The organism is Arcticibacterium sp., assembly GCF_055134445.1.
On record NZ_JBSRVI010000023.1, the window covers coordinates 1 to 15,739 of the forward strand.

11 protein-coding genes are annotated in these 15,739 nt (G+C 37.7%); 4 read left to right on the forward strand and 7 right to left on the reverse strand.

The window, feature by feature from the left end; genetic code table 11:
• The 5 genes from ACTBZY_RS03080 to rpmI all read right to left on the reverse strand — a co-directional run.
• Positions 1 to 715: GAF domain-containing protein (locus tag ACTBZY_RS03080; RefSeq protein WP_463044863.1), on the reverse strand; the 715-nt coding region annotated here is incomplete at its 3' end.
• Between the two features lie 607 nt (positions 716 to 1,322).
• On the reverse strand, positions 1,323 to 3,248 hold the full coding sequence (gene dnaK / locus ACTBZY_RS03085; protein WP_463044864.1) for a molecular chaperone DnaK: 1,926 nt from the start codon (positions 3,246 to 3,248) through the stop codon (positions 1,323 to 1,325).
• A gap of 128 nt (positions 3,249 to 3,376) precedes the next feature.
• Positions 3,377 to 6,199, reverse strand: a complete 2,823-nt coding sequence (locus tag ACTBZY_RS03090; RefSeq protein ID WP_463044865.1) for an NPCBM/NEW2 domain-containing protein — start codon at positions 6,197 to 6,199, stop codon at positions 3,377 to 3,379.
• A 177-nt stretch (positions 6,200 to 6,376) separates the two neighbouring features.
• Positions 6,377 to 6,721: a 50S ribosomal protein L20 gene (gene rplT / locus ACTBZY_RS03095; RefSeq protein ID WP_463044866.1), complete on the reverse strand. Its 345-nt coding sequence runs from the start codon at positions 6,719 to 6,721 to the stop codon at positions 6,377 to 6,379.
• Positions 6,722 to 6,821: 100 nt separating this feature from the next.
• On the reverse strand, positions 6,822 to 7,016 hold the full coding sequence (gene rpmI, locus ACTBZY_RS03100) for a 50S ribosomal protein L35 (RefSeq protein ID WP_463044867.1): 195 nt from the start codon (positions 7,014 to 7,016) through the stop codon (positions 6,822 to 6,824).
• A gap of 271 nt (positions 7,017 to 7,287) precedes the next feature.
• Here rpmI and dnaE point away from each other — a divergent pair, with 271 nt between their 5' ends.
• Positions 7,288 to 10,926, forward strand: a complete 3,639-nt coding sequence (gene dnaE, locus ACTBZY_RS03105; RefSeq protein WP_463044868.1) for a DNA polymerase III subunit alpha — start codon at positions 7,288 to 7,290, stop codon at positions 10,924 to 10,926.
• On the opposite strand, the gene ACTBZY_RS03110 is transcribed toward dnaE, so the two are convergent.
• Positions 10,923 to 11,720, reverse strand: coding sequence for a hypothetical protein (locus ACTBZY_RS03110; protein ID WP_463044869.1), 798 nt, complete (start codon positions 11,718 to 11,720; stop codon positions 10,923 to 10,925). The two genes, dnaE and ACTBZY_RS03110, sit on opposite strands and share 4 nt — an antisense overlap.
• Before the next feature lie 404 nt (positions 11,721 to 12,124).
• Here ACTBZY_RS03110 and trxA point away from each other — a divergent pair, with 404 nt between their 5' ends.
• Positions 12,125 to 12,448: a thioredoxin gene (gene trxA / locus ACTBZY_RS03115; RefSeq protein ID WP_463044870.1), complete on the forward strand. Its 324-nt coding sequence runs from the start codon at positions 12,125 to 12,127 to the stop codon at positions 12,446 to 12,448.
• Positions 12,449 to 12,567: 119 nt separating this feature from the next.
• Here the strand turns inward: trxA and ACTBZY_RS03120 are convergent, their stop codons facing one another.
• A complete protein-coding gene (locus tag ACTBZY_RS03120; RefSeq protein WP_463044871.1) occupies positions 12,568 to 14,367 on the reverse strand; it encodes an SGNH/GDSL hydrolase family protein in 1,800 nt (599 codons plus the stop codon).
• 245 nt (positions 14,368 to 14,612) lie between these two features.
• Between ACTBZY_RS03120 and ACTBZY_RS03125 the strand changes: the two genes are divergently transcribed.
• Positions 14,613 to 15,020 (forward strand): hypothetical protein, encoded by a 408-nt coding sequence (locus ACTBZY_RS03125; RefSeq protein ID WP_463044872.1) that lies wholly within the window; start codon positions 14,613 to 14,615, stop codon positions 15,018 to 15,020.
• Positions 15,021 to 15,185: 165 nt separating this feature from the next.
• Positions 15,186 to 15,739: efflux RND transporter periplasmic adaptor subunit (locus tag ACTBZY_RS03130; RefSeq protein ID WP_463044873.1), on the forward strand; the 554-nt coding region annotated here is incomplete at its 3' end.

The following is a 15,739-nucleotide window of genomic DNA, read 5'->3' on the forward strand; positions in this document are numbered from 1 at the left end:
AAAAGGAAAGGTTGTTAGAAGCAGCATTAGAAGACCTTAAAGAAAGAAATAAGGAGCTAGAACGATACGAATTCATTTCTGTCCAAGACCTAAAAACACCGCTGGTCATTGATGAAATACTAACCAGCGGTGTTTTTAGGTCTTGGACAGAAATGAATTCGTATCGTTCTAGCTCCTTATTTCTTTCTTTAAGGTCTTCTAATGCTGCTTCTAACAACCTTTCCTTTTTTCTAAGCTCCATTAATACCATAATTTGTCTAGAAAGAGCTTGCAAAGAACTCAACTGGTACGGTGTTAAAACTTTGGGTTTAGTATCAATGACACATAAGGTACCAAGAGGCAGTCCACTTTCAGATAACAAAGGAACTCCAGTATAAAATATGATGTTGGGTTCTCCCGTTACCAAGGGATTGTTTTTAAATCGTTCGTCTTTTCTGGCATCTTCTACCATCAAGAAATTTTTCGAATCATTGATTACATGAGCACAAAAAGCCACTTCCCTTGGCGTTTCTGAAATATCTGTACCATGGTGAGATTTAAACCATTGTCTATTTTCATCAATTAAACTAACTAGGGAAATAGGTGTGTCACAAATTTGAGAGGCTATAGCCGTTAAGTTGTCGTAATCCTGCTCTGGCATAGAATCCAAAATAGAATACGACGATAGTTCTGCTAGTCTTTCCTTTTCTCTGATATGCTTTTCTGGAACTTCCATCTTGATTCAATTATTTTTTTTAGGCTATGAGTTACTCAGGTTCCAATCCCAAGAATCACGCCACTGTAAGTGGTATTGGACGTACATAGCTTTTTGACGTACGTATTATATTGTTGTCTTTCCGAAGGCAAATCTATGATTTATTGAATTTGCTGGATAAAACCCACTTTATACAATAGAAAATCTCCCGATAGCTATCGAGACCGTAGCTAAATTGCTTCAAATCAGTTTACTTCGTCAAGCTCAGCACAGGCTACACCCATTTAAACTCAATCATCATAGCGGTGCTATGCTAATCTCGTTTAAATGTCTGATTTATTACACTTGAGCTAGTCATTACGGTTCTCCAATGCATAAAGCGGGTTAAAACATTTTGTTGTTTAAATAATATTGTAATGACTAAGATTTTACCTTATTCCAGTTATAGGTGCAGTTGTTTTGGAGATTTTGGGTTTAAAAAGGAGGAGGTCTCATAAGTGAAAAGTAACTCTGAGAATTGCTTGTTAGAAAATATTCTCAGACAGGAATGCAAATAAAAAAAGAGGCTGTCTCACAATTTGGAGACAGCCTCTTTTACTCATTGAATTTATGCTAAAAGCTTTGCTAATTATTTAGCATCACTTTCCTTTACTTCTTCAAAGTTTACATCAGTAACACCTTCATCATCAGAAGGGGCTGCATCCGCTGCGTCTGCTCCAGCACTACCCATAGGGTCAGCACCATCAGCAGCTTGCTGAGCGGCGTATATCTCCTGAGAAGCAGCCTGCCAAGCAGTATTGATTTTCTCCATAGAAGCATCAATTGCCACTAAATCGGCTGTTCCATGAGCAGCTTTAAGCTCAGTCAATGCAGCTTCAATCGCCGTTTTATTTGGCTCAGAAAGTTTATCGCCATATTCTTTCAATTGTTTCTCCGTAGAGAATACCATTGCGTCTGCAGCGTTTATTTTTTCAATTTTCTCTTTCTCAGCTTTGTCAGACTCCTCGTTGGCTTTGGCTTCGTCACGCATCTTTTGAATTTCTTCGTCAGATAATCCAGAAGAAGCTTCAATGCGAATGTTTTGCTCTTTACCTGTTCCTTTATCTTTGGCTGTAACATTTAAGATACCATTAGCATCTACATCAAAAGTGACCTCAATCTGAGGAATTCCTCTACCTGCTGGTGGGATACCATCCAAATGGAATCTTCCTAGAGACTTATTTTGATTGGCCAACGGTCTTTCACCTTGAAGAACGTGAAGCTCTACAGAAGGCTGGTTTTCGGCAGCCGTAGAGAATACTTCTACTTTCTTAGTAGGGATAGTGGTGTTAGACTCAATCATTTTAGTAAATACACTTCCCATGGTTTCAATACCCAAAGAAAGAGGAATAACATCTAATAAAAGAATGTCTTTCACTTCACCTGTTAATACACCACCTTGAATAGCGGCACCAACAGCTACAGCTTCGTCAGGGTTTACACCTTTAGAAGGTTTTTTACCCCAGAATTTCTCTACTTCTTCTTGAACTTTAGGGATTCTAGTAGAACCTCCCACAAGTATAATTTCAGAAATTTGGCTATTTGAGATACCTGCATTCTTCATGGCTCTTTTGCAAGGTTCCATCATTCTCGTAAAAAGAGAATCTGCTAGTTGCTCAAACTTGGCTCTTGATAAAGAACGTACTAAGTGCTTAGGCACACCATCCACAGGGAATATATATGGAAGGTTAATTTCTGCCTGAGAAGAGCTAGAAAGCTCCATTTTAGCTTTTTCAGCAGCTTCTTTCAAACGTTGAAGAGCCATAGCGTCATGACGTAAGTCTACGCCCTCGTCTTTCTTAAATTCATCTGCTAACCACTCAATGATTACTTGGTCAAAGTCATCACCACCTAAATGCGTGTCACCGTCAGTAGATTTCACTTCAAACACACCGTCTCCTAAATCTAGGATAGATACATCAAAAGTACCACCACCAAGGTCAAACACCGCAATTGTGGCATCTTTGTCTTGCTTGTCAAGACCATAAGCCAATGCAGCGGCTGTAGGCTCATTGATAATTCTTTTCACTTCAAGTCCAGCTATTAAACCAGCTTCTTTTGTCGCTTGTCTTTCAGCATCGTTAAAGTATGCTGGTACTGTAATTACAGCCTCAGTTACTTCTTGCCCTAAATAATCTTCTGCCGTTTGCTTCATTTTTTGAAGAATGAAAGCAGAGATCTCTTGGGGAGTATAGTGTCTATCACCAATTCTTACTCTTGGCGTATCGTTATTTCCTTTTTCTACATCGTAAGCTATGGTTTTCAGTTCTGAACTTACGTCAGAATATTGTTTACCCATGAAACGCTTAACCGAAGCAATTGTGTTTTTCGGATTAGTAATGGCTTGACGTTTGGCAGGAGCACCCACTTTCTTTTCACCATTTTCTAGAAATGCCACAATAGAAGGCGTTGTTCTTGCTCCTTCACTGTTGGCAATAACAACAGGCTCACTTCCCTCCATTACTGCCACACAGGAGTTAGTCGTTCCTAAGTCAATTCCTATGATTTTTCCCATGTTATATTTATCGTTTTTTTTATTTAAAATTCATTATGCCAAGAAATGAACAATCAATATGCCAAGGGCGTAATGCTCAAAGATTTGTGACAGTTTGTCAGGAATCGTATTTTTTTGGCAGTAATATTTTATGGGCAGCCGCCAATTGTTGCCGAAAAGACAGACCCAGGTTTAATTTCAAAACCAGGTGTCAGTAATATCTTTTGACCCGCCTTGTAAGCTGCTCCAGTGGGATTGGTCAATTTATTTGAGGCAGTTATCGTTTGGGAGGCAGAAAAATTAAAAGATTTTGAGCCATAGCTCAAATCATCAACAGTAGATTTTAATAGAAAGCTGTTTGGGCAATCCGGTATTACTTTCAGTTTTATTTTATTAGAAGCGTTGCTATAACAGGTTGAATTTTTACAATATGCAAAGTATGTGCTGGTATCGGTGGGTGTAACAGTGATGCTAGGGTTATTACTTTGATTATACCATTCAAGCGTATAACTGCTTGCACAGGCTGAGGCATTATATGTTACAGAAGTTCCTTTATTTATTAAGCTATCTATGACATTGCTTATTACTGGTGCGTTAGGTTTAACTAAACCTCCCACATAGAAAGTTCTATTGCCTTCACAAGTTGTTCCCACACCCCAAGTATATTTTAATTGTACAAAACCATCGGAACCAAATAGTATTTCTCCCGTATTTGCATTGAGGCTGAAAGTAACAGAGTCTGGCTTGTTATTAATGGAGAAAGTACCTCCTAGGGGTGAGAAGCTAGGAATAGATGGGCTGCCAATACATACTTGATTGTTGGCAGAATAGGAAACGGTAATATCGCTAGTTAGTATGGTACTATCTATTTTCGGACTTTCATAGCCATTTGTATCAATAGCCTTAACGCTAAACTTATAGGAAGTAGATTGGCTCAGTCCCGTGAAAGTGTATTTCAATGTGCCGGCAGGAACGTTGGATTGTAAAATGTCATTTTTGAAAACTTGATAAGATGCTATACCATTCATATCATTTTCGGATGTCCAATTGAGTTCCACACAGGTCGGAAATATTTTTGGGAAAGTTAAGTTCTTAGGTTTGTCGAAGATAATACGAGCATTCCCCCAATCCGCCTGATTCGCAGCTACCGATCCTCCACTATTTTCTACCACCAATTTAATACTAGTATACCCTGCAATATTTACATTAATGTTTAGGGCATCAGATAGGTTTGTAAGCGTAGGGCTGGTGTATATCAGGGTATTTTCGCCATAAACTTTAAAAATAACGCCAGCACCACTAAAAGAATCGTCGTCAATCCCTACGGAAGCCTTGAATCTAGCATGTAGACCCGTTTTCATTTTATAGATGAGCTCAGAGCCAGAATGCGTTCCTATTCCTTTAGTGAAAGATTTACCTTTGATTTCCATGATACTACCGTCCCCTTCATTGGCCGTACTTCCAACGCTTTGGTCGAAAGAAACTGGACCTAAACCATTTTGAATACTATACGGCGTATAATTTGACAAATAAAGACTATCTACATAGGTACTAGAAAGGCTTTGCTGACTAATAATGTTGCTGATGTTTACAGCTTGGCTCATGGTCACATTACCATTTCCGTCTGTTAAATAGCATCTGTAAGTTCCACTCGAGTTAGAATAACTCGCACTGGTTCCTTCTGCATTTCCATTGATATTATTCCCTGAAACCCATTTATAGCTGCTATAGCCTCCTGGAGCCGTTAAGGTAACAGAGCCGTTTGAAACACTGATAGATGTCTCTGGTACCGTTTTAGAGGGTATAGGTGTAGAGGATGAGAGAAATGTTCCGACAGTTATTGAATTATATAGGTCACCCGCAAATTTGCTCATCCCAGATGCATTGAAGTGAATATTATCTGTTCTGTCTGAAGAAGTGTATCCGTCTGTTATGGGTCCTGCAAATACTTGGTTTGATGCGTTGATTTGAGCGTTTTGGCCATTAATCACATTGACAGAAGTATTACCTTCAAAATAACTAGCACGACTCACCATCCATGGGATGATAGCACCAAAGTCTGTCCTAGTTTTAGTGATAAAAGAAGTCAATTTATTCTGATAATCAGATTGAGAGGTATTTATAGCCTGATCCGTTTCACCTTGATGCCAAATAATGGCCCTAACACCGTAAAGATTAGGGTAATATTTTAAGGCTTTTGTGAAAATATTATATGGTGCACCTACAGAATTACAATATTGACTACCATTATAAGGTTGATGCACTCCATTGGTGGGTAAACCATTTGAACTTGCAAGCCAATTTTCTATACTAGTTCCACCAGCTGCTCCGTTAAAAAAAGCGACGGGTACGTTTAAATTATTCACTAAATTGTTTCCAAGAACACTATATGCCCATGGGCTTTCGCCAGATACTGAGATTTTATGACCTGTATTTATGGCAGAAAGTTGAGCAAAGTCTGGATATGTTGCGAAACAACCTTGAACCGAATTATGACTGAGACTTCTCTCGTTATTCATCACTGGAGGATCTACGTAAGCACTTGCATCTAATGGATCAATACCCGCCGCATTTGATTGCCCAGAAATAAGGTAAACATCCCCAACCCCTAATTTAGCTACTGAGGTGGTGCTTAAAGTGACATTCGTATTGACCAGTTTAACCTCTAAAGTGTACCATCCAGCCGGAACGGCGTTCAATTGCCCATAATACTTCCCTTTAGTGGGATTGGATTGAATGATCTGCCAGTCGAAACCTGAAATAGGCGTAGTAGTGCCTGGGTTAAGTAATCTGGCTTGAATTGAGGTGACTATTGGATTTTGGTAGGTTCCTGCAATGTATACAGTGGCGTTATTACTGCTGTTCCTTTGAAAAACCGACATGTTTATAGGCAAATCAATACTAATCTGTGATAATCCAGGCAGAGAGGAAGTAAGAACAAAAAGTAATATCTTAAGGATTCTAATCTTCAAAATATTCGTTGAGTTTTTAATGGAATTATGATAGCAAGCTATTTAAGTTACGCAAAGCTACCAATTATAGACTTTCTAAGTCTGCATTAGTCACATACTTTATTTTTCGGTAGACTTAAAGCAAAAAAAAGACCCCCAAAAGGAGGTCTCATTTTCCAAGCGAAATGAATTTCGCTATTATTTCACTTTTTCTACTATCGCTTTGAAAGTCTCTGGGTGATTCATTGCTAAATCAGCCAATACTTTACGATTTAAATCAATACCAGCAGTAGATAACTTATTCATAAAAACAGAATAAGATAACCCGTGCTGTCTAGCACCTGCATTGATACGGACAATCCACAACTTGCGGAAGTTTCTTTTCTTTTGCTTACGGCCAATATAGGCGTAACATAATGCTTTTTCAACAGCGTTTTTCGCTACTGTCCAAACATTCTTTCTTCTACCAAAAAATCCTTTGGCAAGTTTAAGCACTTTTTTTCGTCTTGCTCTCGACGCTACATGATTGACACTACGTGGCATAATCTTTAAGTTTTTTGACTGGAGGCGATACGCTTAAAACGTATTCTTTCTTAGCCTTTTGTCGGGTGAAACAATTGAACCAATAATTAATTAATGTTGATTAAAGAGCCAATAGGCTTTTAATACGATTTTCATCTGTTGGATGAACAAGCGTGGAACCTGCAAGTATAGACTTACGCTTTTTAGACTTCTTAGTCAAAATATGACTATGAAATGCATGTTTACGTACAATCTTACCTGTTCCAGTAATTTTGAAACGCTTCTTCGCTCCAGAATTTGTTTTTTGTTTTGGCATCGATTTAAACAGTTTTAGTACAAAAAAGTAAATTGGGCTGCAAAGATAGTTAAAAGTAGGTCATTTTCAAATCAAAAGTTTTTTTTCTTCTTTAGCCCGAAATGAGCTCCTAAATCGGCTAATTTTGTAAACCATTTTCAGTGAATTTTAACTCTTAAAAAAGAATCAAAGTTATTAAAACTATTGCTTCTCTTGATAAACAAGCCTAAAGGTCCGTTTATTGAAGTGGAATGCTTTTATATAGTTTTTAAAGACTCCCATAAGACCGCCAATGCAGTTTTCCCACCTTCATAATCACACTCAGTTTTCTCTTCTAGACGGTGCATCTAGTATTAAAAAGATTTTTCAGAAAGCGAAAGACGACAATATGCCAGCCGTGGCCATTACAGATCATGGCAATATGTTTGGCGTTTTTGACTTTGTGGCCAACGCAGGGAAATTCGGGATAAAGCCTATTGTAGGTTGTGAGTTGTATGTGGTAGATGATCACACTATAAAACAATTTACCAAAGACAAAAAAGATAAAAGGTATCACCAACTTCTCTTGGCAAAGTCGCCAAAAGGTTATCAAAACCTTATCAAGTTGTGTTCTTTGGGTTACATGGATGGCTTATATAGTAAGTATCCTAGGGTTACAAAGGCCTTAATAGAGAAATATAAGGAAGGGCTGATTGCTACCACTTGCTGTTTGGGTGCTAGAGTTCCTCAGGAAATACTTAGACACGGAGAGAAAGCTGGTTTAGAGGAATTTAAATGGTGGCTGGATAGATTTGGCGAAGATTATTATATAGAAATTCAAAGGCACGATATACCCGACCAGAACACGGTAAATAAGGTGTTACTTAAATGGGCGAAAGAGTATAATGTAAACGTGATAGCTTCTAATGATTCACATTATGTAGATCAAGAAGACTGGGTAGCCCATGATATTTTGTTGTGTGTAAACACCAACGAAAAACTCGCTACGCCAAAGATGAAAGACTATGACGATGAAAGTGAGGGAGGAAATAGAGCGGGTAGATTTGCCTTTTATAACGACCAGTTTTATTTTAAAACTACGGCAGAAATGACTCAGCTATTTAGCGACATTCCTGCGGCTATTGACAACACCAATGAGATCGTTGGAAAAGTAGAAACCTTGGAGCTGAAGCAGGATATCATGCTTCCTAATTTTCCTATTCCAGAGGAATTTAAAAAGCATGCTGACGATAAGTTAAATCAATGGGAATATCTGCAACATTTGACCTATGAGGGAGCTAAGAAACGGTATGGGGAAATTACGGAAGAAGTAAAGGAACGTATTGATTTTGAGCTTTTTACCATTAAAACCATGGGTTTTGCTGGATATTTCCTCATTGTGATGGATTTTATTGATGCAGGAAGAAAGCTAGATGTGATGATAGGCCCAGGAAGAGGGTCGGCGGCGGGTTCTGTGGTAGCTTATTGTATTGAAATTACCAATATTGACCCGATAAAGTATAATTTACTTTTTGAGCGTTTTCTAAATCCGGATAGAAAGTCAATGCCCGATATTGATACCGATTTTGATGATGAAGGCCGTCAGAAAGTGATTGATTATGTGGTGCAAAAGTATGGTAAAAACCAAGTGGCTCAGATCATTACCTATGGTACCATGGCCACAAAATCTGCCATTAAGGATGTATCTAGGGTAATGGACTTACCGCTGTCAGATGCCAACTATATTGCCAAAATGGTACCCGATAAGCCCTCATACGGGATAAATTTTGAGAAACTTATTCACTATCCTGAAAACGGCCCTAAAAGTTTACATTCTATGGGCCTAAGCCCAGAAGAGGTGGCCAATGTTCAGAAAATTAGAGACCTTTATCATGGTAATGGACTGGAAGCTAAGGTTTTAAAGCAAGCTGAAAAACTGGAGGGAACTGTGAGAAATACAGGTATACACGCTGCCGGTATTATCATTGCACCGCATGATCTTTCAGATATTGTTCCTGTGAGTACTTCTAAAGACTCCGAACTGCTTGTTACGCAGTATGAAGGAAAGATAATAGAAGATGCTGGGGTCATTAAAATGGACTTTTTGGGTCTTCGAAATCTTACCATTATTAAGGAAGCCCTTAGAATGATCAAGGAGAATCATGGTCAAGGGATAGATAAGGATAACGCCACAGAAAAGCAGAAAAGAACACTGGACTTGATGGAAAACGGGATAGATTATATTCCGTTGGATGACCCAGAAACCTATGCTCTTTTTCAAAGAGGGGAGACCAATGCCATTTTCCAGTTTGAATCTGATGGTATGAAAAAGTACATGAAGGAGCTTAAGCCCGATCAGTTTGGTGACTTGATTGCGATGAATGCCCTTTATAGACCGGGTCCAATAGCCTATATCCCTAAGTTTATTGATAGAAAGCATGGGAGAGAAGCGATTACTTATGATTTACCGGACATGGAGGAGCATTTGGCTGAAACCTACGGTATCACGGTTTATCAAGAGCAAGTGATGCTTTTGTCTCAGAAGCTTGCCAATTTTACCAAAGGAGATGCCGATGTGCTTAGAAAAGCCATGGGTAAAAAGCAGATAGAAGTCCTAAATAAGCTTAAAAGTAAGTTTTTGGAAGGTGGAGCCGAAAATGGTCACGCTGAAAAGGTTTTGGAGAAAGTCTGGAAAGACTGGGAGGCCTTTGCCCAATATGCCTTTAATAAATCACACTCTACGTGTTATGCTTTTGTGGCTTATCAAACAGCCTATTTAAAGACGCACTATCCCTCAGAATACATGGCAGGGGTATTGACCTCTCAGCTGGGTAATATTGACAAAATCACCTTCTTTATGGAGGAGTGTAGGGCACTCGGTTTGCCTGTTTTAGGACCAGACGTTAATGAGTCTGCCAAGCGTTTTGGTGTGAACGAAAATGGAGAGATAAGGTTTGGACTGGCAGGAATAAAAGGAAGTGGAGATGCTGCCGTCGATGATATTATCGCTAAAAGAGTGGATGGCCCTTATAAAGATATTTATGATTTTATGACCAGGATAACACTGAGGACGGTCAATAAAAAAACTTTAGAATCTCTGGTTTACGCCGGAGCATTTGACTGTTTTGAAGATGTTTATAGAAGCCAGTATTTCGCTCAATATCAGCAAGGTGGGAATTTCATTGAAATGTTGATTCGCTATGCCAATAAGATTCAAGACGATAAAAACTCTGCACAAGCCTCTCTTTTTGGTGAGGCCGCAGGTGGTGGAGCTGTGGCCAATCCAGTACCCGAAAAGGTAGAGCCATGGGGAAATATTGAACGATTAAAGTATGAAAAAGATGTAGTCGGTTTTTACATCTCTGGGCATCCGCTAGACCAATTTTCAATAGAAATGAGTCTTTGTAAACCCTTAGATACCCTGATTGCTCCCGAAAATAGAGATAGAGATTTTAGCATTGGAGGAGTGATAACCATGGTGCAGCATAGGCAATCTAAAAATGGTAACCCTTTTGCTATTTTCAAACTGGAAGACTACGCAGGTTCCTTAGAAATGATGCTTTTCGGAAAAGACCATGTGGCTTTCAATAACTATCTGATGGAAGGTCAGTTTATATTTATAAGAGGGAAAATTCAAGCCAGGTGGAATAGAGAGGATGAATTAGAATTTAAGCCCAAAGAAATGCAGCTCCTTTCTGAAATTAAGCAACAACGTTTTAAAGAAGTGAACCTTAAAATAGAGTTGAATAAAATAAATGAAGCCTTTATCCAAGATTTGAGAGCGGTAAGCAATGCTCATCCTGGAAATTTTGAGCTAAAATTCAACATTTTTGATAATGCCGAACAATTGAACTTGAACTTATTCAGTAGAAATTCAAAAATCGACATTAACAAAAAAGTTTATCAAGAGCTTTTAGAACTCTGTGGTGATGGGAATGTAAGTTTTGCTTAAGCTGGTTTTATACCACCTTTTAGTTCTTCTTTAAGTGCTTTTAAACCTTCCATATCACCTTTAGCGGCCAAGGCTGCTTGCTCTGGCCATGTGCTAGGATTGTTTGCATTGTATCTTGTACCTCCTTTTTCTACCATCATTTTTTTGATATCGTCAGCGTTTGCTTTTGATAATTTTTCAAAAGTATCGGTACCATCTTCCTTTAAAAAGGACTCTATTTTTGGACCAATACCTTCTATTAATTTCAGGTTATCACCAACCACAACTTTAGCCGTTCTTCTTGTGGTTACGATTTTTTTTGCTGGATTAGGTGTACTTCCTACAACAGGTTTGGTTGTTACTATTTTGGCGGTAGCAGCCGGCATTGCTGTCAATTTCTCTTCTACCTTTTTAGGTGCTGCAGCCTTTACCGTTACCGGAGGTTTTACGGCTGTTGTTGGTTTTGAAACAATGGCACTTTTAGGCTTTTCTTCTACTTTTTTTTTTGGTGAAGAAGGTTTTTCAATTTTAGCTTTTGTCTCGCTTTTTTTCGATTTAGATTTTGGGTCTACTTTTTTTACGGTGGTTTTACCTTTAGTAGACTTATCTTTTGATTTTGTTTTGGCTTCAGGCTTAACCTTTTTAGACTCTTTTTTCTTTTTAGAATCGCTTTTCTTTGAATTTGCTACAAGTGTTAGCTTAGATAAAACTTTACCACTTTCAGAAAGGCCTTTTTTGATGTCAATGGATTTGATTTTTTTAATACTTTTTAGAAATGCTTTTAAGGCTTTCTCGGCCAATTTATTTTTGGACATTACTTTGTTTTTATTTAAATACTGATTATTACAAAGCTAAATGAGCCTTTATAATTTAACAATTAATTAATACTAAATAAAAAATATGGTAATATTGGTAATACTTATTTGACTATTACTTTGATGTAATGTGTTAAAATATCATCAATATGACTTTTCTTTTAAGGATTTTATGGTCTCATTTTTTAAAAATTTTGATAATACGTTGCTAATTAGGGAGAAAACGAGAGCAAATGCGACTTAAAATTTCCTGAAGTAGTCCATGCATTATATTGGAAAAGTATTTTGAGGAATAAAATAGAATGATTCTATTTTAAATATTTATGCATATTAGATTTTATGCCTTTGGAACTAAATCAAAGAACATAGATGTTACATTGCTGAACTCAAATTAACAATAAGAAATGGCAGGTAAAGCAATTGAAATAAACGACGCAAATTTTAAGGAATTAATAGCTTCAAACAAACCAGTTTTGGTGGATTTTTGGGCTGAATGGTGCGGACCTTGTAAGATGATTGGACCAGTAGTTGAAGAAATAGCTGGTGAATACGAAGACCAAGCAATAGTGGGTAAAATGGATGTTGATGCCAATAGTGCCACGCCAATGGAATTCGGAATACGTTCTATTCCTACTTTGATGATTTTCAAAAATGGAGAAATGGTAGATAAAATTGTTGGGGCAGTGCCTAAACACGTTTTGACTCAGAAATTAGAAGCTGCTATGTAATTAGCACATTTAATATATAGAAGCTCGCTTTTTTTACAAAGCGAGCTTTTTTTATGAATAAATAATGGGTAAAAAGTAGGAGCAAAAAGCTTCCGAATTAAGTTCTTTTGACTGTAATGTTAAATACCGAGTAATGGTTGCATACCTTTTCTCAATATTAGATATCCCGCCGCATTGGGATGCAAGCCATCTGAAAACAGATCTTCCTTTATCTTGCCATCGTCATTTAAGAATTCACTTCCCAAATCACCGTATTTCACATTCAAATCTCCCGCTAAAGCTGCCATCAAAACATTGAGGTCTTCTATTCTGCTTTCGAAGGCTCTTCTTGGTAATAAGCCCATTAATCTTATTTCTGATTTTGGCTGTCTCACTTTAATGGCTTCTATCAGCGACTTAAGACCAATAATTATTTCCTCATTTGAATTTAATTGTAAATTATTGGTGCCTATCATTACCAGAATATTTTCAGCAGCAAAACCGTCCAATTCCCCATGGTAAACTCGCCAAAGAACATTCTCAATTCTATCCCAACCATAGGCATAGTTTTTTACCCCCGCTGGTGTAAATATGTTTTCCCAAGAAGCTTCCTCTCTCACCACTTTAGTACGAGGTAAGCCTCCCCAAAAGTGAATGATAGAATTTGCGAGAATAATGGATTTAGGAGGAGCCGTAGCGTTTATTTCTAAGATTTCTGTATGGCGTTTTTCCCAATCGTAATTACCCGGTTCTCTGTATTGTGTGACAGGTATGGTCGTGCTTAATGTACCTTTAGGTTCCTTAAGAATAGTTCTGAGCTTGTTTTCATAAGCTTCGGCATAGTGTTGCATGCCCAAGTCTGTTGGATGAGTACCATCCACCATGTCATCTAATCCTAAGTTTATCTCTTCTTTTGTGAGATAGAATAAATCCTGAATTCCTTCGAATTTCAATTGCTGGAAAGCTTCTCTCTGAACCTTGTTCGCGGTTTGATATTGGTCTTTTCTATGGTCGTTTATCATGGATTCGGTGTAGCCAGCATGTTCTACCACCAGAATAGGCATATTGCTTTTATTTCTTAAGTCTCGAACAGCAGCCATAATTCTATCTTTCAAATCTTCAGATTTATAAATCCCACTTCTTTCCCATGCATCAGGTATCAGGTTTGGTAGGCAATCAAGCACAAAAACTTTGGCATCAATTTCGGTCATTAAATCAATGATAGGAGCATCTAGTCTTCCATTTCCGCTAAAACCTAAATTGATTAATGGTCGGTCCATTTTTCTGCCTAAAATAGAAGTCCAAGCCATACCTGGTCTAGATGCACAGGCACCTTGTGCTATGGAAGTGCCATAAATGACAATGGGCTTTTCTTTTCTAATTGCCAGTGGCTCCAAAATAGCTTGAGCATCTACACCAATTTCCAACCATGAAACTTTATTATACAATGGTAAGAAAAGACGATATTCTCTACCTTGTTTATGGTAAGCATCGTTTGGGTTTAATTGGGTGAAATCGTATTGGCAAGTATCTCCAAAACTCCTTTTACCTGCACACCACATTTCTTTGCCTTCGGCGTCTATGGCATATAAATCAACACCGCTAACACCCGTGGCTGGCATATGGTTTAGCTCGAAAACTTTTTCTCCTTCTTGGCTTTTGGTTGTGCCATATCGCACTTTTATTTCTGATGCGTTTGACCTAAACCGTATCATTAGACCAGCAGATTGTCTAGATAAACTCCAGATGGCAGAGCTTACATTTTTTTCTGCTTTTTCAGGGAGTCTTCCATAAGGACTTCCTATTTCATTTGGCCATGCTTGTCCTTCTATCACCTTAATATTACTGTTGGCAGGGTTCCACCAAGTAATTGAAGGGTTTTCTTGGGCTAAAATAGGAAGTGAAAAGCAAAAACAGACAAGTGTAAAAAGTCTTCTCATGGTATTTATTATGCTAGGGTTTATGATAAACGCAAGATAGCCCAAAATGCCTATTTGGAAGAAAAAGCTCTAAATAAATTGGTCTTCCTTCCTATGACGTTTTCTTTGTTTTTAACAAATCAAATTGTTCATTTATGATTATATCATTTTATTACTGGATTCTAAAAAGTTTATGGCTTTGCTCTTGAATAAAAATATAATTTTCCTTTTGTGGTTGAGAACATCCGGAGGTAGTTTCGCATTCGATGGCAAGGCTAATAAAATTTATTTTACCTATATGTGTTTTCCTGCTGAGTGGGTTCGTCCAACTTAGTTCTCAGGATACAGATAGCCATTTTAATGATGTAAGCTTTTCAGATTACGGTAATTTCACTTTTCAAGATGCCAGCCAAAATACGGTTAAACTTCTTTCTTCTGATAAGAAGCATTTAGGGCATGAAGATTACACTTTCGGAATTGAGGAAAAAGAAGAAGACGAAGATGATTTAGTTTCATTTTCTAATCATAGCGAGAGCAGTATTTATCATACTGCTTTTTTTTATGTGTTTAAAGCTGATTTTACCTCTACTTTAAGTGTTTCTAATGGCTTACATTTCAGTGAGTCGCTATCATCTAACAACAAGTATCTCTTATTTCAGGTCTTCCAGATATAAGATAAAATCTATCGGACTTTTAATCTAAAGTCTGATCACCCACTATTTTTTTTCTTTCTCAGAAATTCTTTTTAGGCCTGCCTTAAAGAATTAGATATGATGGCATTATTCCGTTCAGTCTTTTCTGAGAACCCCTCATACGTATTACTAAAACTAAATTAAATAATGAAGAAAGTTCTCATGCTCTTAAGCTTGTGTGCATTGTTTTGCACTACAGGCTGCCACTCAGAAAAGGAAAAAGAAGCGGAAGTGGAAACCAAATTTTTGGTCACAAGTCCAATGCTTAAAGACACCACTATTACCAAGGATTATGTCAGCCAAATACACTCGATTCAACACATTGAATTACGAGCTCTAGAAAAAGGATATCTACAAAAGATTTATGTAGATGAAGGACAGTATGTAAGAGAAGGGCAAATGATGTTTCAGATTATGCCAGCCATGTATAAAGCCGAACTGCAAAAAGCTATAGCAGAGACCAATTTTGCAGAAATAGAATTTCAGAATACCAAGTCTTTGGCTGATAGCAATATTGTATCTAAAAATGAATTGGCTCTAGCCAAGGCCAAATTCGATAAAGCCAAGGCAGAACAGTCTATGGCCGAGGTTCACTTAAGTTTTACTCAAATCAAAGCTCCTTTCAGTGGCATTATGGATCATTTCCAAGTGAGACAGGGAAGTTTATTAGATGAAGGTGATTTGCTAACTACCAGATCGGA

Excerpts from the sequence above, each read along its gene's own strand:
- dnaK (WP_463044864.1), bottom strand. The coding sequence starts at position 3,248 with ATGGGAAAAATCATAGGAATTGACTTAGGAACGACTAACTCCTGTGTG.
- ACTBZY_RS03120 (WP_463044871.1), bottom strand. The coding sequence starts at position 14,367 with ATGAGAAGACTTTTTACACTTGTCTGTTTTTGCTTTTCACTTCCTATT.
- dnaE (WP_463044868.1), top strand. The coding sequence starts at position 7,288 with ATGCAGTTTTCCCACCTTCATAATCACACTCAGTTTTCTCTTCTAGAC.
- rpmI (WP_463044867.1), bottom strand. The coding sequence starts at position 7,016 with ATGCCAAAACAAAAAACAAATTCTGGAGCGAAGAAGCGTTTCAAAATT.
- ACTBZY_RS03125 (WP_463044872.1), top strand. The coding sequence starts at position 14,613 with ATGGCAAGGCTAATAAAATTTATTTTACCTATATGTGTTTTCCTGCTG.
- trxA (WP_463044870.1), top strand. The coding sequence starts at position 12,125 with ATGGCAGGTAAAGCAATTGAAATAAACGACGCAAATTTTAAGGAATTA.
- ACTBZY_RS03110 (WP_463044869.1), bottom strand. The coding sequence starts at position 11,720 with ATGTCCAAAAATAAATTGGCCGAGAAAGCCTTAAAAGCATTTCTAAAA.
- rplT (WP_463044866.1), bottom strand. The coding sequence starts at position 6,721 with ATGCCACGTAGTGTCAATCATGTAGCGTCGAGAGCAAGACGAAAAAAA.